The 19,288-nt window shown below is 59.6% G+C and carries 18 protein-coding genes; all 18 read left to right on the top strand.

Translation table 11 applies throughout. From position 1 onward, the window contains the following. Nucleotides 1-245 precede the first annotated feature (245 nt). The 18 genes from AACY36_RS09585 to AACY36_RS09670 all read left to right on the top strand — a co-directional run bounded on the left by AACY36_RS09585 (nucleotide 246) and on the right by AACY36_RS09670 (nucleotide 18,528). Complete coding sequence (locus AACY36_RS09585; RefSeq protein WP_339416633.1) at nucleotides 246-1,175, top strand: ketoacyl-ACP synthase III; 930 nt, start codon at nucleotides 246-248, stop codon at nucleotides 1,173-1,175. Nucleotides 1,176-1,440: 265 nt separating this feature from the next. Further along, on the top strand, nucleotides 1,441-2,865 hold the full coding sequence (locus tag AACY36_RS09590; RefSeq protein WP_339416631.1) for a flagellin N-terminal helical domain-containing protein: 1,425 nt from the start codon (nucleotides 1,441-1,443) through the stop codon (nucleotides 2,863-2,865). A 74-nt stretch (nucleotides 2,866-2,939) separates the two neighbouring features. Continuing rightward, the gene (locus AACY36_RS09595) at nucleotides 2,940-3,290 is read left to right on the top strand and encodes a flagellar protein FlaG (protein WP_339416630.1); all 351 of its coding nucleotides are present in this window, start codon (nucleotides 2,940-2,942) and stop codon (nucleotides 3,288-3,290) included. 80 nt (nucleotides 3,291-3,370) lie between these two features. Continuing rightward, nucleotides 3,371-4,774 carry a flagellar filament capping protein FliD gene (gene fliD, locus AACY36_RS09600; protein ID WP_339416629.1) on the top strand — a complete coding sequence of 468 codons (1,404 nt, stop codon included), beginning with the start codon at nucleotides 3,371-3,373 and terminating at the stop codon, nucleotides 4,772-4,774. A gap of 136 nt (nucleotides 4,775-4,910) precedes the next feature. Then, entirely contained in the window at nucleotides 4,911-5,315 is a 405-nt protein-coding gene (fliS, locus tag AACY36_RS09605; protein WP_339416628.1) for a flagellar export chaperone FliS, read from the top strand. 25 nt (nucleotides 5,316-5,340) lie between these two features. Beyond that, nucleotides 5,341-5,637, top strand: a complete 297-nt coding sequence (locus tag AACY36_RS09610) for a flagellar assembly protein FliT (RefSeq protein WP_015885198.1) — start codon at nucleotides 5,341-5,343, stop codon at nucleotides 5,635-5,637. A gap of 168 nt (nucleotides 5,638-5,805) precedes the next feature. Then, complete coding sequence (locus AACY36_RS09615) at nucleotides 5,806-7,281, top strand: sigma-54 dependent transcriptional regulator (protein ID WP_339427403.1); 1,476 nt, start codon at nucleotides 5,806-5,808, stop codon at nucleotides 7,279-7,281. A gap of 270 nt (nucleotides 7,282-7,551) precedes the next feature. After that, nucleotides 7,552-8,763, top strand: coding sequence for a sensor histidine kinase (locus tag AACY36_RS09620; protein WP_339416763.1), 1,212 nt, complete (start codon nucleotides 7,552-7,554; stop codon nucleotides 8,761-8,763). Between the two features lie 7 nt (nucleotides 8,764-8,770). Then, on the top strand, nucleotides 8,771-10,147 hold the full coding sequence (locus AACY36_RS09625; protein ID WP_339416623.1) for a sigma-54-dependent transcriptional regulator: 1,377 nt from the start codon (nucleotides 8,771-8,773) through the stop codon (nucleotides 10,145-10,147). Between the two features lie 131 nt (nucleotides 10,148-10,278). Next, complete coding sequence (gene fliE, locus AACY36_RS09630) at nucleotides 10,279-10,608, top strand: flagellar hook-basal body complex protein FliE (protein ID WP_049712148.1); 330 nt, start codon at nucleotides 10,279-10,281, stop codon at nucleotides 10,606-10,608. A 16-nt stretch (nucleotides 10,609-10,624) separates the two neighbouring features. After that, the gene (fliF, locus tag AACY36_RS09635; RefSeq protein ID WP_339416621.1) at nucleotides 10,625-12,406 is read left to right on the top strand and encodes a flagellar basal-body MS-ring/collar protein FliF; all 1,782 of its coding nucleotides are present in this window, start codon (nucleotides 10,625-10,627) and stop codon (nucleotides 12,404-12,406) included. Further along, nucleotides 12,399-13,415: a flagellar motor switch protein FliG gene (fliG, locus tag AACY36_RS09640; protein ID WP_032887877.1), complete on the top strand. Its 1,017-nt coding sequence runs from the start codon at nucleotides 12,399-12,401 to the stop codon at nucleotides 13,413-13,415. The genes fliF and fliG overlap by 8 nt, the downstream gene beginning before the upstream one ends. Before the next feature lie 10 nt (nucleotides 13,416-13,425). Further along, complete coding sequence (gene fliH, locus AACY36_RS09645) at nucleotides 13,426-14,190, top strand: flagellar assembly protein FliH (protein WP_339427404.1); 765 nt, start codon at nucleotides 13,426-13,428, stop codon at nucleotides 14,188-14,190. After that, the gene (gene fliI / locus AACY36_RS09650) at nucleotides 14,180-15,538 is read left to right on the top strand and encodes a flagellar protein export ATPase FliI (RefSeq protein ID WP_339416618.1); all 1,359 of its coding nucleotides are present in this window, start codon (nucleotides 14,180-14,182) and stop codon (nucleotides 15,536-15,538) included. Before fliH ends, fliI begins: the two co-directional genes overlap by 11 nt. Before the next feature lie 3 nt (nucleotides 15,539-15,541). Continuing rightward, nucleotides 15,542-15,991 (top strand): flagellar export protein FliJ, encoded by a 450-nt coding sequence (fliJ, locus tag AACY36_RS09655; protein ID WP_339416616.1) that lies wholly within the window; start codon nucleotides 15,542-15,544, stop codon nucleotides 15,989-15,991. Nucleotides 15,992-16,132: 141 nt separating this feature from the next. After that, nucleotides 16,133-16,438, top strand: a complete 306-nt coding sequence (locus AACY36_RS09660) for an STAS domain-containing protein (protein ID WP_339416615.1) — start codon at nucleotides 16,133-16,135, stop codon at nucleotides 16,436-16,438. Further along, the gene (locus tag AACY36_RS09665) at nucleotides 16,435-18,153 is read left to right on the top strand and encodes an ATP-binding SpoIIE family protein phosphatase (RefSeq protein ID WP_339416613.1); all 1,719 of its coding nucleotides are present in this window, start codon (nucleotides 16,435-16,437) and stop codon (nucleotides 18,151-18,153) included. Before AACY36_RS09660 ends, AACY36_RS09665 begins: the two co-directional genes overlap by 4 nt. Nucleotides 18,154-18,183: 30 nt before the next feature. Then, nucleotides 18,184-18,528: an Hpt domain-containing protein gene (locus tag AACY36_RS09670; protein ID WP_339416611.1), complete on the top strand. Its 345-nt coding sequence runs from the start codon at nucleotides 18,184-18,186 to the stop codon at nucleotides 18,526-18,528. Nucleotides 18,529-19,288 lie beyond the last annotated feature (760 nt).

The raw sequence follows: 19,288 nt of genomic DNA on the forward strand, positions 1-19,288 counted from the left end.
ACAGGGCGGGCCGTTGTTGTTTATGGGGTTTAATTGTTTGAAGGTTTTGCACAAAGCACACAAAATTGAGTGACCTGTGAGTCATAAAGCGCATCTTCACTGTATCGTGTGAAAAGGATAAGTCGTCACAGGGTCCTTGCGAGGCGGCTTTCAGCGAAATTTTTATGGGGTTATCCCCTTTATTGTCAGCACTCCGGGCGCAGTCCCAGGGGTGTTCTCCAGCTATTTAGTATTGGGAAGCCACAATGATTGGCATAAAAAGCATCGCCAGTTACGTGCCGGCAGACGGGATCGATAACTACGCCCAGGGTGCCAAATTCGCCAAGGATGAAGAGTTCATCATTGGCAAGATCGGTTCGGCGTTTTTGCCGCGCAAGGATGCCGCGCAGGAAACGTCTGACCTGTGTGTCGAAGCGGTCAACGCTTTGTTTGCCAACAACCCGGATTTGAAGCGCGAGTCCATCGACGCACTGATCGTCGTGACCCAGAACGGTGATGAAGAGGGCTTGCCCCACACCGCCGCCATCGTCCAGGACAAACTCGGCCTGCCGACTCACGTTGCGGCGTTCGATATTTCCCTGGGCTGCTCGGGCTACGTCTACGGCATCTATGCGATGAAGGGCTTCATGGAAGCCGCCGGCCTGAAAAACGGCCTGCTGGTCACCGCCGACCCGTACTCGAAGATCGTCGACCCGGAAGACCGCAACACCACCATGCTGTTCGGCGACGCCGCCACCGCCACCTGGATGGGTGAAGACGCACCGTGGCTGCTGGGCAAGGCCAAGTTCGGCACCGACGGTTCCGGCGCACCGCACCTTAAGGTCAGCGACGGCGTGTTCTTTATGAATGGCCGCCAGGTGTTCAACTTCGCGCTGCTTAAAGTGCCGGCGCATTTGCACGAGCTGCTCAACGAGTCGGACCTCAAGGCTGACGAGATTGATGCCTTCTGCATTCACCAGGGCAGTGCGGCCATTGTCGACGCCGTGGCGCGTCGTTTTGAAGACGCTCCGGTGGACAAGTTCATCAAGGACATGGTCGAGACCGGCAACACCGTTTCATCGAGCATTCCATTGCTGCTGGAAAAACACGTGATGGACGCCACCTGGAAGCGCGTGGCAATCAGTGGTTTTGGTGTGGGCCTGTCGTGGGGTTCGGCGATTCTCTATCGCCCTTGATGCTTTAATCGCCTCAATAAAAAAACGCCGATGATCGAAAGATCATCGGCGTTTTTTATTTGGCGCCAGAAAACCTAATGAAATCGGGGTTTCGAGCCTGCGTAAACCCTTGAATTACAAGGGGTGGCACGACGCCAGTAAATAATTTCAAAAAAATCCTCAAGCATCCGGCTACCACGACGATAACTATTACGTAGGTTCTCAGGCCACACCCGGCGGTTGCCAGGGCCGGAAGCCGCAGTATCCATCCAACGAGGATTTCGTCATGGCTTTAACAGTAAACACCAACATTGCTTCGATCACTACTCAGGGTAACCTGAACAAAGCTGGCGGCGCCCTGGCCACTTCCATGCAGCGCCTGTCTTCCGGCCTGCGTATCAACAGCGCTAAAGACGACGCTGCCGGCCTGCAGATCGCTAACCGCCTGACCAGCCAAATCAATGGCCTGGGCCAAGCAGTCAAGAACGTGAACGACGGTATCTCGATCGCTCAGACCGCTGAAGGCGCGATGCAGGCTTCGACCGACATCCTGCAAAAAATGCGTACCCTGGCTCTGTCCTCGGCAACTGGTTCCCTCAGCGCTGACGACCGTAAGTCGAACAACGATGAATACCAGGCTCTGACTTCGGAACTGACCCGTATCTCCACTACTACCACCTTCGGTGGCCAGAAGTTGCTGGACGGTTCGTACGGTACCAAAGCTATCCAGGTTGGCGCCAACGCTAACGAAACCATCAACCTGAGCCTGGAAAACGTTTCGGCCAATAACATCGGCTCCCAGCAGCTGAAAAGTGTTGCCATCGCTCCAGGTACCGGTACTGTTGCAGGCGCGATCAACGTAACGGGTAACGGTCAAACCGGTACTTACACCGCTGCTGCCGGTGATTCGGCTAAAACCATCGCCAGCAACCTGAACGGCATCATCGGTGGCCTGACTGCGACTGCCAGCACTGAAGCCAAGTTTGCTGTAGATGACGCTGCCGCTAAACTGGCACCTGCTTCGTTCACCCTGACTGTTGGCAGCGCGTCCGTTGACTTCAAAGGTGTGAACAGCCAAGCCGGCCTGGCCGACCAACTGAAATCCAACGCCGCTAAGCTGGGTATCAGCGTCAGCTACGACGAAACCAAGAAAACGCTCGAAGTTAAGTCCGACACTGGTGAAAACATCGTGGTCAGCGGTTCGACTGATCCTGGCTCGGTAACTGTTGCTGCCAAAGACGGCGCAGGCGCTTACGGTACTGCAGTTGCACTGGCTGACGCCCTGATCGTTACCGGTCAAGTGTCGCTGGACTCCGCCAAGGGCTACTCCCTGGCTGGTGCTGGTGTTGCTGGTCTGTTCGCTGCCGGTGCTGCTACCGACGCTGTTTCAACCAAAACCACCGTCGCTCAAACCGACGTGACCGACGCCACCAAGGCCCAAAACGCCCTGGCGGTAATCGACAAAGCCATCGGTACCATCGACGGCGTTCGTTCGGGCCTGGGTGCTACCCAGAACCGTCTGACTACTACTGCAGACAACCTGCAGAACATTCAGAAGAACTCCACCGCTGCACGCTCCACCGTTCAGGACGTCGACTTCGCTTCCGAAACCGCCGAGCTGACCAAGCAACAAACCCTGCAATCGGCTTCCACCGCGATCCTGTCGCAGGCTAACCAGCTGCCATCCGCTGTACTGAAGCTGCTTCAGTAACACCAGCGCTTGGTAACTAACGGAAGGGCGCGTCTACGTGCCCTTCCGTTTTTTCGGTTTAGAGGAGATTGGACATGGACATGAGTGTAAAGCTGAACCAGTCTTATCCGCCGGTTGCCCCTCAAGGCGCACCTGTGCAGGTGGCCGCCGACAAGAGCGTCACTAAAGTCCAGGAAACCCCGGCCACAGGCAAAGAGCCTGAGCGTGCGGACCTGGAAAAAGCAGTTACCGATATTCGCGAATTCGTACAAGCGTCCGAGCGCAAGCTGGACTTTTCCATTGATGACTCCACCCATCGTGTGGTGGTCAAGGTGATCGCCACCGACAGCGGTGAAGTGATTCGCCAGATTCCGTCGGAAACGGCGCTGAAGCTGGCACAGAACCTTTCCAGCGCAAGCCACCTGTTGTTTGACGACAAGGTCTGAGCTGGCATGAAACTTGTTGCTGTCGTGTCTTGAGGTGTAATAAGTCAAGATAACGGCAGCCACCGAACAGGAGATAGATGATGGCGGGTTCAACGGTAAGTGGTATCGGTTCGAACATCGATACGCAAGCGATCGTGAAGTCCTTGGTGGACGCCGAAAAGGTGCCCAAGCAGACGCAGATCAATACCGCGTCCCAGAAGGCGACCACCACGCTGTCTTCGATCGGCAAGATTCAGGCGGCGCTGGATGCGTTCCGTGGTGCCCTGGACACAATGTCCACCGGCAACAGCTTCACCGGCTTGACGGGCTCATCCTCGGATGAAAAGGTCGCCACCATGACGGCGAGCAACACGGCGTCAAACGGTAGTTTCCGTTTGATCGTGACTCAGCTGGCCCAGGCGTCCAAGTTGTCCAGTACAACGTTCTCCGCGGGTGCCAATGCGGTGGTAAACGCCACTGATAAGCCGACGACGTTGACCATCACGCAGTCGGGCAAGGGCTACGACCTGAGCGTCCCGGCTGGTGCGACACTGCAGCAGGTGCGTGATTCGATCAATACCCAATTCGGTACTTCGGGGTTGAGTGCGAACATCCAGACCGACGCCAATGGTTCGCGGTTGATCCTGACCTCGACCACCATGGGGACGGGCTCAGACCTGACGCTGTCGGGGACTTCGGGATTGGATGTCGGCGCCACAGTGGTCGATGACCCCCAAGACGCGCTTTACAGCATTGATGGGGTCAATTCCGTTTCCAAATCCAACAACATCGAAGGCGCCTTGAGTGGGGTGAACATCAAGCTGGTCTCGGTCTCGGCTACCGTGACGGCTGGTGACGTTTCCCCAGATGCGAAGAGGAACGCTACGCTGATTACGGTCAGCACTAACAACGCGGCCCTCAAATCCGGGGTCAAGGGCTTTGTCGATACTTACAACGCCTTGATGACTGCGATGACCGCCGAGACCAAGGTCACTACCAACCTCGATGGCAGCACTACGGCGGCGGCCCTGACGGGCGACTCCAGCATGCGTGCGCTGCAGAACGCTATCCGCAACGAGTTCAACAAGCTGTCTGGCACCGGTACGTTCAAGTCCCTGGCTCAATTCGGCGTAGGTACGAGTTCGACAACCGGCATGCTGGCGTTGGACGATAAAAAATGGGACGCGGCGGTCAAGACCAACGCAGCCGACATCAGCAGCATGTTTTCCGGCAAAACCGGCATGCTGGCGCGCATGAAAAGTGCCACGGATGATTACGCCAGGGCAAGCACCGGCGTACTGGCTACGCGCACGGCTTCTTTGTCGGACACGTTGAAAGATCTGTCCAAGGACCAGGCAACGCTCGATGAGCGCATGACCCTGCTCACCAGCAGCCTCTCCGCCAAATACAATGCCATGGACACCCTGGTCGCCCAATTGCGCCAGCAAAGCACCAGCGTCATGACCACGCTCAATGCATTGAACAACCCAAAAACCAATAATTGATCCCTTCAGTGGATACGGGCCAGACACTTGTCTGGCCTTTTTTTATCATTGACGACTGGCCTAAAGCTTTTTGCGGCCCAGTCGACATATTGGTTACTGAATTCCTTTTCGCTGTCGCCTGTCACGAGGTAGAAACATGAATCCCATGAGAGCCCTTCGCCAATACCAGAAGGTCAATTCCCATGCTCAGATCTCCGAAGCCAGCCCGCATCGCCTGGTGCAGATGCTGATGGAAGGCGGCCTTGACCGCATGGCCCAAGCCAAAGGTGCGCTGGCGCGTGGTGACATCGCGGCCAAGGGTCTGATGCTCGGCAAGGCGATTGATATCGTGATCGGCCTGCGTGACGGCCTGGATGCGCAAAAAAGTGATAACCCGGCTTACGTCCAGCAGTTGGAAAGTTTGTATGCATATATGACCAACCGACTGATGGAAGCGAACCTGCATAACGACGCCGACATGATCGACGAAGTGGCGCGTTTGCTGATCACCGTAAAAGAAGGCTGGGACGCTATTGCGGCGCCACAGGCAGCAGCAGAATAAGGCCACCGGCCTTGAGGTACACGTTATGAGCCAAGCACTGCAACGCATTGATGAAACCCGTGAGGCGCTGATGGGCGCGCTGGCGGACCGTAACTGGGACGCCATCGGCGAACTGGACCTGGGCTGCCGTCACGTTATCGATGAGGTGCTCAGTGAAGCGCCAGTGGACGAGGATGCGTTGCGTGAGAAGCTTGAGAGCCTGTTGGCGGTTTACCAGCAATTGCTTGAGGTGACGACTGGCGAGCGCCAGGCGATTTTCGAAGAGATGTCGCAGATCAACCAAGCGAAAAATGCGTCGAAGGTCTACCATCTGTTCGGGTGAATGCGCTTAGTTAATCCGGGCGGCGCGTCATATATTTGACTGTGCCAGCATTTTTGACTTAACTAGTGCTGTTTTCAGATTTCAGACGTCTATAGAGTAAGAAGTCCTACAGCCGTCTTGATTGCCCTCACACCGGGCAGGAAGTTTTACTAGGGAAGTTGCTATTGCATGTGGCGTGAAACCAAAATTCTGCTGATCGATGACGATAGCGTCCGCCGCCGCGACCTGGCGGTGATTTTAAATTTTCTCGGTGAAGAAAATTTGCCCTGCGGCAGCCATGACTGGCAGCAGGTGGTCAGCTCATTGTCGTCGAGCCGTGAAGTCATATGCGTGCTGATCGGGACGGTAAACGCTCCTGGCGCTGTTTTGGGCTTGTTAAAGACACTGTCCACCTGGGATGAGTTCCTGCCTGTGTTGCTAATAGGCGATATTTATTCTGTCGATCTGCCAGAAGACCAACGCCGCCGCGTGCTTTCCACCCTGGAAATGCCGCCCAGCTACAGCAAACTGCTGGATTCCCTACACCGTGCCCAGGTCTATCGCGAGATGTACGATCAGGCGCGCGAGCGCGGTCGCCATCGCGAACCCAACCTGTTCCGCAGCCTGGTCGGCACCAGCCGTGCCATCCAGCATGTGCGCCAGATGATGCAGCAAGTGGCCGACACCGACGCCAGCGTACTGATTCTCGGCGAGTCGGGCACCGGCAAGGAAGTGGTCGCGCGCAACCTGCACTATCACTCCAAGCGCCGCGACGGGCCTTTTGTGCCGGTCAACTGCGGGGCGATCCCGGCAGAGTTGCTCGAAAGCGAACTGTTCGGCCACGAGAAGGGCGCCTTTACCGGGGCGATCACTAGCCGTGCCGGGCGTTTCGAGCTGGCCAACGGCGGCACCTTGTTCCTTGATGAAATCGGCGATATGCCGCTGCCGATGCAGGTCAAGCTGCTGCGCGTGTTGCAGGAGCGCACCTTCGAGCGTGTGGGCAGCAACAAGACCCAGAGCGTCGACGTGCGCATCATCGCGGCCACCCACAAGAATCTCGAAAGCATGATCGAGGTCGGCAGCTTCCGCGAAGACCTGTACTACCGCCTCAACGTCTTCCCGATCGAGATGGCCCCGCTGCGTGAGCGCGTGGAAGACATCCCGCTGCTGATGAACGAACTGATCTCGCGCATGGAGCACGAAAAGCGCGGCTCCATACGGTTCAACTCCGCTGCAATCATGTCCCTGTGCCGCCACGGCTGGCCGGGTAACGTGCGCGAGCTGGCCAACCTGGTGGAGCGCATGGCGATCATGCACCCCTATGGCGTGATCGGCGTGGTCGAGTTGCCGAAGAAATTCCGCTACGTCGACGACGAAGACGAGCAACTGGTCGACAGCCTGCGTAGTGACTTGGAAGAGCGCGTAGCCATCAACGGCCATACCCCGGACTTCGGTTCCACCGCCATGTTGCCGCCTGAAGGTCTGGACCTGAAGGACTACCTCGGCAACCTGGAACAAGGCTTGATTCAACAAGCCCTGGACGACGCCAACGGCATCGTCGCCCGTGCCGCCGAGCGCCTGCGCATCCGTCGAACCACCCTGGTGGAGAAAATGCGTAAGTACGGTATGAGCCGCAAAGAAGGTGATGAACAGGCAGATGATTGACGCCTGTTTTTCAAGCCGCTGATTTTGGGTGTCCGGCCTCGCCAATACTGTTCCGTTTTTGACGGCGTCTGTTGCCGTCATACTGCGTTGCAGCTCCTCCCCATAGCCAGCTATGAGTCGTCGCTGCGCCTTGTCTGACGGCAACAGCCACTCGTCAAAAACGAAACTGTATTGGCGAGGCCGGGCACCTTGGTTTTTTTTCGGCACAAGTATTGCAAAAGCCCTCGCAACGTTCCGTTTAACTGACGGTCAGCCAAGCGAGAGAGCATGATGCCCCACGCCGCCCAACTATCTTCGGCCCCTGTTACCCAGGGGTTGATCCCGCCTGTAGAACCGCTGTCCCGTCAGGGGCTTGAGCACGCGTTCTCGCAGTTCAACCAGATGTCGAGCCAGCTGACCGATTCCTACAGCCTGCTCGAAGCCCGGGTGTCCGAGCTAAAAGGCGAGCTGGCCGTGGTCAGTGCCCAGCGCATGGAAGAGCTGGCCGAGAAAGAACGCCTGGCCAACCGCCTGCAAAACTTGCTGTCGCTGTTGCCAGGTGGCGTGATCGTCATCGATGAAGACGGCCGCGTGCGCGAAGCCAACCCGGCCGCCTGCGACATGCTTGGCCTGCCGCTGGAAGGTGAATTGTGGCGCCACGTCATCACCCGCTGCTTTGCGCCGCGTGAAGACGATGGCCACGAAATCTCCCTCAAAGACGGCCGTCGCCTGTCCATTGCTACCCGATCTCTTGACGCGGAGCCGGGCCAACTCGTGCTGCTCAACGACCTGACCGAAACCCGTCACCTGCAAGATCAGCTGGCGCGCCACGAGCGTTTGTCCTCGCTGGGGCGCATGGTCGCGTCTCTGGCGCACCAGATCCGCACGCCGCTGTCGGCAGCGTTGATCTACGCCAGTCATTTGACTGATGAGCAATTGCCCGCTGCCACCCATCAGCGCTTTGCAGGGCGCCTTAAAGAGCGTCTGCATGAGTTGGAGCATCAGGTGCGTGACATGCTGGTGTTTGCCCGCGGTGAATTGCCGCTGACCGATCGCATTACGCCGGCCGAGTTGATGCAGGCTCTGCAAGCGGCGGCCGCCACCCATATTCAAGACGTCCAGGTGCGCTGGCAATGCGACAGCCACCTCGGTGAGCTGCTGTGCAACCGCGACACGCTTGTAGGTTCGCTGCTTAACCTGATCGAAAACGCCACCCAGGCCAGCGGTCCAGGTGCGCGGCTCAAGGTGCACCTGTACAGCCGTGGGCAAACCCTGCGCCTGTGCATCAGTGACAGCGGTAGCGGCATCGAGCCCGCCGTTTTGCAGCGTTTGGGCGAACCCTTTTTCACCACCAAGACCAACGGTACGGGCCTGGGCCTGACCGTGGTCAAGGCAGTGGCGCGTGCTCATCAGGGGGAATTGCAGCTGCATTCCCGTCTGGGGCGTGGCACTTGTGCATTGATGACCTTGCCGCTGTTTTCATGCGCGGCAAGCGCGGAGTAGAGAGGATATGGCTATCAAGGTTCTGTTGGTGGAAGACGATCGCGCCCTGCGTGAAGCATTGGCTGACACGCTGCTGCTGGCGGGTCACGACTACCGAGCGGTCGGTTCTGCCGAGGACGCCTTGGAGGCGGTGGAGCAGGAGTCCTTCAGCCTGGTGGTCAGTGATGTGAACATGCCCGGTATGGACGGCCACCAGTTGCTCGGCCTGCTGCGTGCACGTCAACCGCAGTTGCCGGTGTTGCTGATGACCGCCCATGGCGCCGTGGAGCGCGCGGTCGACGCGATGCGCCAGGGTGCGGCGGATTACCTGGTCAAGCCATTCGAGCCTAAAGCACTGATCGAATTGGTCGCTCGGCATGCCCTCGGCGTGATCTCTGCCGGCGAAGGCGAGGGCCCGATTGCCTTCGAACCGGCCAGTGCTCAGTTGCTGGAACTGGCGGCCCGCGTGGCGCGCAGTGATTCCACTGTGTTGATCTCCGGCGAGTCCGGCACCGGCAAAGAAGTGCTGGCACGTTACATCCATCAGCAATCGACCCGCGCCAAGCAACCGTTTATCGCGATTAACTGCGCGGCAATTCCCGACAACATGCTCGAAGCCACGTTGTTCGGTCACGAAAAAGGCTCGTTCACCGGCGCCATCGCGGCCCAGGCTGGCAAGTTCGAACAGGCCGACGGCGGTACCATCCTGCTCGATGAGATTTCGGAAATGCCTCTGGGCCTGCAAGCCAAGTTGCTGCGGGTCCTGCAGGAACGTGAAGTAGAGCGTGTCGGCGCACGCAAGCCGATCCAGCTGGATATCCGCGTGGTCGCCACCACCAACCGCGACCTGGCGGGCGAAGTGGCGGCGGGGCGCTTCCGTGAAGACCTGTTCTACCGTCTGTCGGTATTTCCCCTGGCCTGGCGCCCGTTGCGCGAGCGCCCGGCGGACATCATCCCGCTGGCCGAACGCCTGCTGAACAACCACGTCAAAAAAATGAAGCACGCTCAGGCACGCCTGTCCGCTGAGGCCCAGGCTTGCCTGATCAGCTATCCGTGGCCGGGCAACGTGCGGGAATTGGACAATGCCATCCAGCGCGCGCTGATTCTGCAGCAGGGCGGGCTGATCCAGCCCCAGGATTTCTGTTTGGCCATGGGCAGCGGTGTGGCGCCGCTCCCGACCTTGGCGCCCGCGCCCGTGGTGGCTGAAATCGAAACTGCCGGTGCCCTGGGCGACGACCTGCGTCGCCGCGAATTCCAGATGATCATCGACACCCTGCGTTCTGAACGCGGCCGCCGCAAAGAGGCCGCCGAACGCCTGGGCATCAGCCCGCGCACCCTGCGTTACAAGCTGGCGCAGATGCGCGACGCCGGCATGGACGTGGACGCGTACCTATTCGCCACCTGATCTGTATCGAGGCCGACAAGCTTTGTCGCCTTTTCTTACGACTTGATACAGAGCTGGCACCCTTGTTGCTACTTCCCCTAGTAATTGCGGCGTAGCGTCAAAAAACTGCGGGTTGTCGGAGAGAGAAGTTCATGAGCCAAGGTATTGAGTTCAATCGGTTGATGTTGGATATGCGCTCCATGCAAATGGACGCCATGGCTCAACCGAAATCCGTCGCGCCAGCGCCGGAATTGGGCCAAAGCAGTTTCGCCGACATGCTGGGTTCGGCGATTAACAAAGTCAGTAGCACCCAGCAAGCCTCCAGCCAGTTGGCCAATGCGTTCGAGATCGGCAAAAGCGGCGTGGACCTCACCGACGTGATGGTCGCTTCGCAAAAGGCCAGCGTTTCGTTCCAGGCGCTGACCCAAGTGCGTAACAAGCTGGTTCAGGCTTACCAAGACATCATGCAGATGCCGGTTTAAGGACGAGATTTAAGTCATGGCAGAAGCAGTCGTGGACAACGCACCCGCCAAGGCAGACGGCAAGCCGCCCCTGTTTGGCCTGTCGTTCCTGGAAAACCTCTCTGAAATGACCATGCTGCGTCAGGTGGGCCTGATGGTCGGCCTGGCTGCCAGCGTGGCAATTGGTTTTGCCGTGGTGCTGTGGTCGCAGCAACCTGATTACCGCCCGCTGTATGGCAGCCTGGCGGGCATGGATTCCAAGCAGATCATGGAAACCCTGGCCGCCGCCGACATCGCCTACACCGTTGAGCCCAACTCCGGGGCGCTGCTGGTCAAGGCCGACGATGTGGCCCGTGCGCGCATGAAGCTCGCGGCGGCCGGCGTGACCCCGTCCGACAGCAATATCGGTTTTGAAATCCTCGACAAGGACCAGGGCCTGGGGACCAGCCAGTTCATGGAAGCCACTCGCTACCGTCGTGGCCTGGAAGGCGAACTGGCGCGCACCATCTCCAGCCTGAATAACGTCAAGGGTGCACGCGTGCACCTGGCCATTCCGAAGAGCTCGGTGTTTGTGCGCGATGAGCGCAAACCCAGTGCTTCGGTATTGGTTGAGCTGTTTTCTGGCCGCTCCCTTGAGCCTGGCCAGGTCCTGGCGATCATTAACCTGGTAGCCACCAGTGTTCCTGAGCTGAACAAGTCGCAGATCACCGTCGTTGACCAGAAGGGCAACCTGCTGTCCGACATGGCCGAAAACTCCGCGCTGACCCAGGCCGGCAAGCAGTTCGACTACAGCCGTCGCATGGAAAGCATGCTCACCCAGCGTGTGCACAACATCCTGCAACCGGTGCTGGGCAATGATCGCTACAAGGCTGAAGTGTCCGCCGACATCGACTTCAGCGCCGTCGAGTCGACCTCCGAGCAGTTCAACCCGGACCAACCGGCGTTGCGCAGCGAGCAGTCGACCAGTGAACAACGCACCGCCGCCAATGGCCCGCCGCAAGGCGTGCCGGGTGCCCTGAGCAACCAGCCACCGGCCCCGGCCTCGGCCCCGCAAACCACGGGTGGCGCTGCCGCTACTGCGGGTGCGATTCAGCCTGGCCAGCCATTGCTGGATGCCAACGGCCAGCAGATCATGGACCCGGCCACCGGCCAGCCGATGCTCGCACCGTACCCGGCGGACAAGCGTAACCAGTCCACCAAGAACTTCGAGCTTGACCGTTCCATCAGCCACACCAAGCAACAACAGGGTCGCGTCAATCGCCTGTCGGTGTCGGTGGTGGTCGATGATCAAGTCAAGGTCAACGCTGCTGACGGTGCGGTAACCCGCACCCCATGGAGCGCCGACGAATTGGCGCGCTTCACTCGCCTGGTTCAGGACGCGGTCGGTTTCGACGCCAGCCGTGGTGACAGCGTCAGCGTCATCAATATGCCGTTCTCCGCCGAACGTGGCGAAGTCATCGCCGAGGCCGCGTTCTACACACAGCCGTGGTTCTGGGACATCGTCAAGCAAGTGCTGGGTGTGTTGTTTATCCTGGTACTGGTGTTTGGCGTGCTGCGCCCGGTGCTCAACAACATCACCGGCAACGGCAAGAAACAACTGGCTCCCTTCGGTGGCAGCGATGTCGAGTTGGGTGGCATGGGCGGCCTGGACGGCGAACTGGCCAACGACCGCGTCAGCCTGGGCGGCCCGCAAAGCATTCTGTTGCCAAGCCCGAGCGAAGGCTATGACGCTCAGTTGAACGCAATCAAGAGTCTGGTAGCAGAAGACCCGGGCCGTGTGGCCCAAGTCGTGAAAGAGTGGATTAACGCAGATGAGTGATCGAGCCGCTGTTGCCAAGCTCACCAAGGTCGATAAAGCCGCAGTCTTGCTGCTGTCCCTCGGTGAAACCGACGCCGCCCAAGTGCTGCGCCACATGGGCCCCAAAGAGGTTCAACGGGTCGGCGTGGCCATGGCGCAAATGCGCAATGTGCACCGCGAGCAAGTCGAGCAGGTGATGAGCGAGTTCGTCGAGATCGTCGGCGACCAGACCAGCCTGGGCGTCGGCTCCGACAGTTACATCCGCAAGATGCTCACTTCGGCCCTGGGCGAAGACAAAGCCAACGGCCTGATCGACCGCATCCTGCTGGGTGGCAACACCAGCGGCCTCGACAGCCTGAAATGGATGGAGCCGCGCGCCGTTGCCGACGTGATCCGCTTCGAGCACCCGCAGATCCAGGCGATCGTAGTGGCGTACCTCGACCCCGACCAGGCCGGTGAAGTCCTCGGCCACTTCGACCATAAAGTGCGCCTGGACATCATCCTGCGCGTGTCGTCGCTGAACACCGTGCAGCCGGCGGCCCTGAAAGAACTCAACACGATTCTCGAGAAGCAGTTCTCGGGCAACTCGAATGCCTCGCGTACCACCCTGGGTGGTATCAAGCGCGCGGCCGACATCATGAACTTCCTCGACAGCTCGGTCGAAGGCCAGTTGATGGACTCGATCCGCGAGATCGACGACACCCTGTCCGGCCAGATCGAAGACCTCATGTTCGTGTTCAACAACCTCTCCGATGTCGACGATCGTGGCATCCAGGCGTTGCTGCGCGAAGTCTCCTCCGACGTGCTGGTACTCGCACTCAAGGGCTCGGACGAGGGGGTCAAGGAAAAGATTTTCAAGAACATGTCCAAGCGCGCCTCGGAACTGTTGCGCGACGACCTGGAAGCCAAAGGCCCGGTGCGCGTCAGCGACGTGGAAACCGCGCAGAAAGAAATCCTCACCATTGCCCGCCGTATGGCCGAAGCCGGAGAAATCGTTCTCGGCGGGAAGGGCGGCGAAGAAATGATTTAAGGCGCTTTCCATGTCGAACAAAGATGAGGCACCCAGCGATCTGATTCGCGCACGGGATGTCGGCGGGTTCGACATCTGGTCGTTGCCCAGCTTCGATCCGCACGTGCCGGAGCCTGAGCCGGAGCCGGTTGTAGAAGCTCCGGTGGAAATGGAAGAAGTGCCGCTGGATGAAGTCCAGCCACTGACCCTGGAAGAGTTGGAAGGCATCCGCCAGGAGGCCTACAACGAAGGCTTCGCCGTCGGTGAAAAAGACGGTTTTCGCAGCACCACGCTCAAGGTGCGCCAGGAAGCCGAGGTAGCGCTGAGCGTCAAGCTGGCCAGCCTGGAGCGCTTGATGGGCTGCCTGTTCGAGCCTATCGCCGAGCAGGATTCGCAGATCGAAAAGTCCATGGTCGACCTGGTGCAGCACATTGCCCGCCAGGTGATCCAGCGTGAGCTGGTGCTGGACTCCAGCCATATCGAAAGTGTGATGCGCGAAGCGCTTAAGCTGCTGCCCCTGGGCGTCGGCAATGTGCGGCTGTACATTAACCCGCAGGATTTCGAACAGGTCAAAGCCCTGCGCGAGCGCCATGAAGAAACCTGGCGCATCGTCGAAGATGCGGCGCTGCAACCCGGTGGCTGCCGTGTCGAAACCGAACACAGCCGGATCGACGCCACGGTGGAAACCCGCATCAGCCAGATCACGGCCAAGCTGCTGGACCAGGCCCACGAGCAGGTGTTGAACCCGGCAGAGCCTGACCTGAGCGTGGACCTGGACGCACCCGATGCGCCTTGATCGCACCAGCTTCGCCAAGCGCTTGAGCGGTTACGCCGAAGCCACAGAGTTGCCCGGCCAGCCAATCCTTGAAGGGCGCCTGCTACGCATGGTCGGCCTGACCCTCGAGGCCGAAGGCCTGCGCGCCGCCATGGGCAGCCGCTGTATGGTGATCAACGACGACAGCTACCACCCGGTGCAGGTCGAAGCCGAAGTGATGGGCTTTTCCGGCAACAAGATTTTCCTGATGCCCGTCGGCAGCCTGGCAGGCATTGCCCCCGGCGCTCGCGTGGTGCCATTGGCCGATACCGGCCGTCTGCCCATGGGCATGAGCATGCTCGGCCGCGTACTCGACGGCGCCGGTCGTGCGTTGGATGGCAAAGGCGGCATGAAGGCCGAAGACTGGGTGCCAATGGACGGCCCTACCATCAACCCGCTTAACCGTAACCCCATCAGCGTGCCGCTGGATGTGGGCATTCGCTGCATCAACGGATTATTGACGGTCGGTCGCGGCCAGCGTCTGGGCCTGTTCGCCGGTACCGGCGTGGGTAAGTCGGTGTTGCTGGGCATGATGACGCGCTTCACCGAAGCCGACATCATTGTGGTGGGGCTGATCGGCGAGCGGGGCCGCGAGGTGAAGGAATTCATTGAGCACAGCCTCGGCGAAGAAGGCCTCAAGCGCTCGGTTGTGGTCGCGTCGCCGGCGGATGACGCGCCGCTGATGCGTCTGCGCGCCGCCATGTACTGCACGCGCATCGCCGAATATTTTCGCGACAAGGGCAAGAACGTCCTGTTGCTGATGGATTCGCTCACACGTTTCGCCCAGGCCCAGCGGGAAATTGCCCTGGCCATTGGCGAACCGCCGGCCACCAAGGGCTATCCGCCGTCGGTGTTCGCCAAGCTGCCCAAGCTGGTTGAGCGCGCCGGTAACGCCGAGGCCGGCGGTGGCTCGATCACCGCGTTCTACACCGTATTGTCTGAAGGCGATGACCAGCAGGACCCGATTGCCGACTCGGCGCGGGGCGTGCTCGATGGCCACATCGTGCTGTCGCGGCGCCTGGCAGAAGAGGGGCACTACCCGGCCATCGACATCGAAGCGTCCATCAGCCGGGTGATGCCGGCGGTGGTTACGCCGGAACACATGGCCCGCGCGCAACAGTTCAAACAGCTGTGGTCGCGCTACCAACAGAGCCGCGATTTGATCAGCGTCGGCGCCTACGTGGCCGGCGGCGATCGCGAGACTGACCTGGCTATCGCCCTGCAACCGCAGTTGGTGACCTACTTGCGCCAGGGCCTCAACGACAAGATCAGCATGGGCGAAAGCGAAGCGCACCTGCAGACGATCTTCGCTCCTGCGCCGGGCGGCTAAGCCATGGCCAACAGCCGTGCTGCGCGCCTGGCTCCGGTGGTGGACATGGCCGAAAAAGCCGAAAAAACCGCCGTTCAGCGCCTGGGGTATTTCCAGGGCCAAGTCCGCCTGGCGGAAAGCAAACTGGGTGACCTGGAGCGCTTTCGCGGTGAGTACCAGCAGCAATGGATCGAGCGCGGCACCCAAGGTGTCTCGGGCCAATGGTTGATGGGCTACCAGGGCTTTCTCAACCAGCTGGAAACTGCCGTCGGCCAGCAACGCCAGAGCCTGGCGTGGCACCAGAACAACCTCGACAAGGCCCGCGAAAGCTGGCAGCAGGCGTTTGCCCGCGTCGAGGGCTTGCGCAAACTGGTGCAACGCTACATTGACGAAGCGCGGGCGCTGGAAGACAAGCGCGAGCAGAAGCTGCTGGACGAACTGTCACAGCGCCTTCCACGCCAAGAACAGTATTAAGGAGTGGGCTTACCTGCGATGGCCACGGGCATTTACACACACAAATATTGCATAGCCCACACACATTTGATTTGTTGTGTTGCCCATAGCCGGTTCACCTGCTAAAACTTGTGTCATTGCCAATGACAAGGAAGCAGTCGCATGTCAGTTGAGTCAGAAGTATCCCTGGATGGGAAGAAATTGACGATCGTGATCAAAGGTCGGTTCGATTACGGCAGCCATCAAACCTTTCGCGAGGCCTATGAGCCGTTCAACAAAGTGCCTGAGTTGTACGTCGTCGACTTGAAGGACACCCTCTACATGGACAGCTCGGCCTTGGGCATGCTCTTGCTGTTGCGTGATCACGCGGGGGGCGACGACTCGGAAGTCCGGGTAATCAACAGCAACTCCGATGTGCGCAAGATCCTCGCTATCTCCAACTTCGACAAACTGTTCGACATCAGTTGAGCGCCCTGGCCCCCGTCCTTGAACCGCTGACGATCCTGATCGCCGAAGACAGCGCCGCCGACCTGCTGTTGCTGGCGACCATCGTACGGCGCCAGGGCCACCAAGTGCTGACGGCCACCAACGGTGCAGAGGCGGTCGAGGTGTTTATCCGTGAGCGCCCGCAGTTGGTGTTGATGGATGCGCTGATGCCGGTGATGGATGGCTTTGAGGCGGCGCGCCGGATCAAGCAGTTGGCGGGTGAAGAGCTGGTGCCGCTGATTTTCCTCACCTCCCTGCGTGAGAGCGAGGCCCTGGCCCAATGCCTGGATGCCGGCGGCGATGATTTCCTGCCCAAACCCTACAACCAACTTATTCTCGCGGCGAAGATCAATGCGATGGACCGTCTGCGGCGGTTGCAGGCCACGGTCCTGCAGCAGCGAGACCTGATCGCCAAGCATCATGACTATCTCCTGCATGAGCAGCGGGTGGCCAAGGCGGTGTTCGACAAGGTTGCGCATTCGGGCTGTATCAACGCCGCGCCGAATATTCGCTACCTGCAATCGCCCTACGCGTTGTTCAACGGCGACTTGCTATTGGCCGCCTACACGCCCTCCGGCGACATGCATGTGTTGCTCGGCGATTTCACCGGCCACGGCCTGCCGGCGGCGGTGGGCGCCATGCCCCTGGCAGAAGTGTTCTACGGCATGACCGCCAAGGGTTACGGCCTGGCGCAAGTTTTGAGCGAGATGAACGCCAAGCTCAAGCGCATCCTGCCGGTGGACATGTTCTGCTGCGCCACGCTGTTGTGCCTGAGCACGCAGCGGCGGGTGGTGGAGGTGTGGAACGGCGGCATGCCCGAAGGGTATGTGCATGAAGTTGCCACCGGCAGACGCACGCCACTGGCATCCCGACATTTGCCGTTAGGGGTGCTGTCGGCGGAGGCCTTTGATGATCGCACTGAAGTCTGGCCCATGGCCCTGGGCGACCGGGTGTTCTTGCTGTCCGATGGCGTGTTGGACACTGCTGGCGCCAATGACCAGCTGTTTGGCGCAGAGCGTTTGCAGCAGGTGTTCGCTGCCAATCGCGAGCCTGACCGTTTATTTGAAGATATCGAACAGGCCCTGGCGGCGTTTCGAGGTGAAGCGCGGGATGACGTGAGCATGGTGGAAATCACCCTGCAAGCCGGCCAGCAGCCGCGTGCCACCGGGCAGTTATACGCCGACAGCGGGCAGGCATGCCCGCTGGATTGGTCGGTGAGTTTTGAATTCCGCGCCGAAACGTTAAAACGTTACAACCCTTTGCCGTACCTGTTGCAACTGTTGCTGGAAATCCATGGCCTTCGCGAGCAGAGCGGGGCGCTTTACAGCGTGATGGCCGAGCTGTATTCCAACGCGCTGGAGCATGGCGTGCTGGGCCTGGACTCCCGGCTCAAGCGCGATGCCCAAGGGTTTGCCGAGTATTACCACCTGCGCAATGACCGCCTGAACCTGCTGACCAGCGGTTATGTGCGGGTGCATGTGCAGGTGGTGCCGACGCAGGGGGGCGGTCGCCTGAGTCTGTGCATTGAAGACAGCGGCGCGGGCTTTGACGTGGAACAGGTGCTGGCGCGGCCGCGGGACATCGACCGTCTGTCTGGCCGGGGGTTGAGCTTGGTACGGCAGTTGAGCAGCGATGTACGCTGGTCCGATGGCGGGCGCAGTGTCTGCGTGGAGTTTTGCTGGGAGGCTCTGGCATAATCTGCCGATTCTTGATCAAGGAGCGAGCAAGTGATTGATCTACATCTGGACCCAGATGTGTTGTCGGGTTTGCAGGAAGTCATGGAAGGCGAGTATCCCAAGTTGCTTGATACCTTTCTCGACGATTCCCAGAAGCGTGTCGAGGCGCTGCGCAAGGCGCGGGATGATGCGAAGGCGTTGGGGCGGATTGCGCATAGCTTCAAGGGGAGCAGTGGGAACCTTGGGGCGGTGCGGTTGGCGCAGTTGTGTCAGCGGTTGGAAATTGAGTCGGTTCAATCCACCACGGATCTGGGGGCGCTCGTGGATCAGATTGATTATGAGTTTGCTTTGGTTAAGCCGCTGTACGAGTCGGAGCGGCAGCGGTTTGGGGTTTGAGTTGCGGTTGTGTGCATATCCGTTATTTAGGTAACGGCCCCTTATGGTTCCGCTCTTACAGCGGGTCACTTTTTGAAGAGCGCAAAAAGTAACCAAAAACGCTTCGCCCCAACACTCGGCACCTCGCCTAGGCTCGGTGTGCCCGAACGAAGGCTTTGGAGCGTGGGCCGCCGCGATGGGCCATCCTTGGCCCAGCGCGGCTAACCCGGCGTCCTGCCGGGTTACCCACGCTCCAAAGCCTGCGTTCGGCCAGCGTGTTTAACGGGGCGCCCCAGATCAAAAGCAAAGCGCGGCGGCCTTAGGGCCGACCGGGGTTTTGAGGCCGGCCTCGGTCACCTGTTGGAGCTGGCTTGCCTGCGATGGCATCACCCTGGTTTATCTGATGTACCGAGTTGCCTGCATCGCAGGCAAGCCAGCTCCCACAATTTAAATCTCCATTCATCAGGCAGATATCAACCTGCTCTTGATCTGCTCTTGATCTGCTCTTGATCTGCTCTTGATCTGCTCTTGATCTGCTCTTGATCTGCTCTTGATCTGCTCTTGATCTGGCTTGTGATCTTGATCTGAGGCGCCCCGTTAAACACGCTGGCCGGAATTCGACATGGATTTGGGGGGTAAACCGGCAGGGATGCCGGTTTAGCCGCCCCGCGCCATGGATGGCGCGTGGCGGCGGCCCCCCAAATCAATGTCGGATTACGGGCACACCGAGCCTAGGCGAGGTGCCGAGTGTTGGGGCAAGAGCCCTTTGCTTACTTTGGGG

This window comes from Pseudomonas sp. EA_15y_Pfl1_P101 (genome assembly GCF_963970835.1).
Classification (GTDB): domain Bacteria; phylum Pseudomonadota; class Gammaproteobacteria; order Pseudomonadales; family Pseudomonadaceae; genus Aquipseudomonas; species Aquipseudomonas tritici.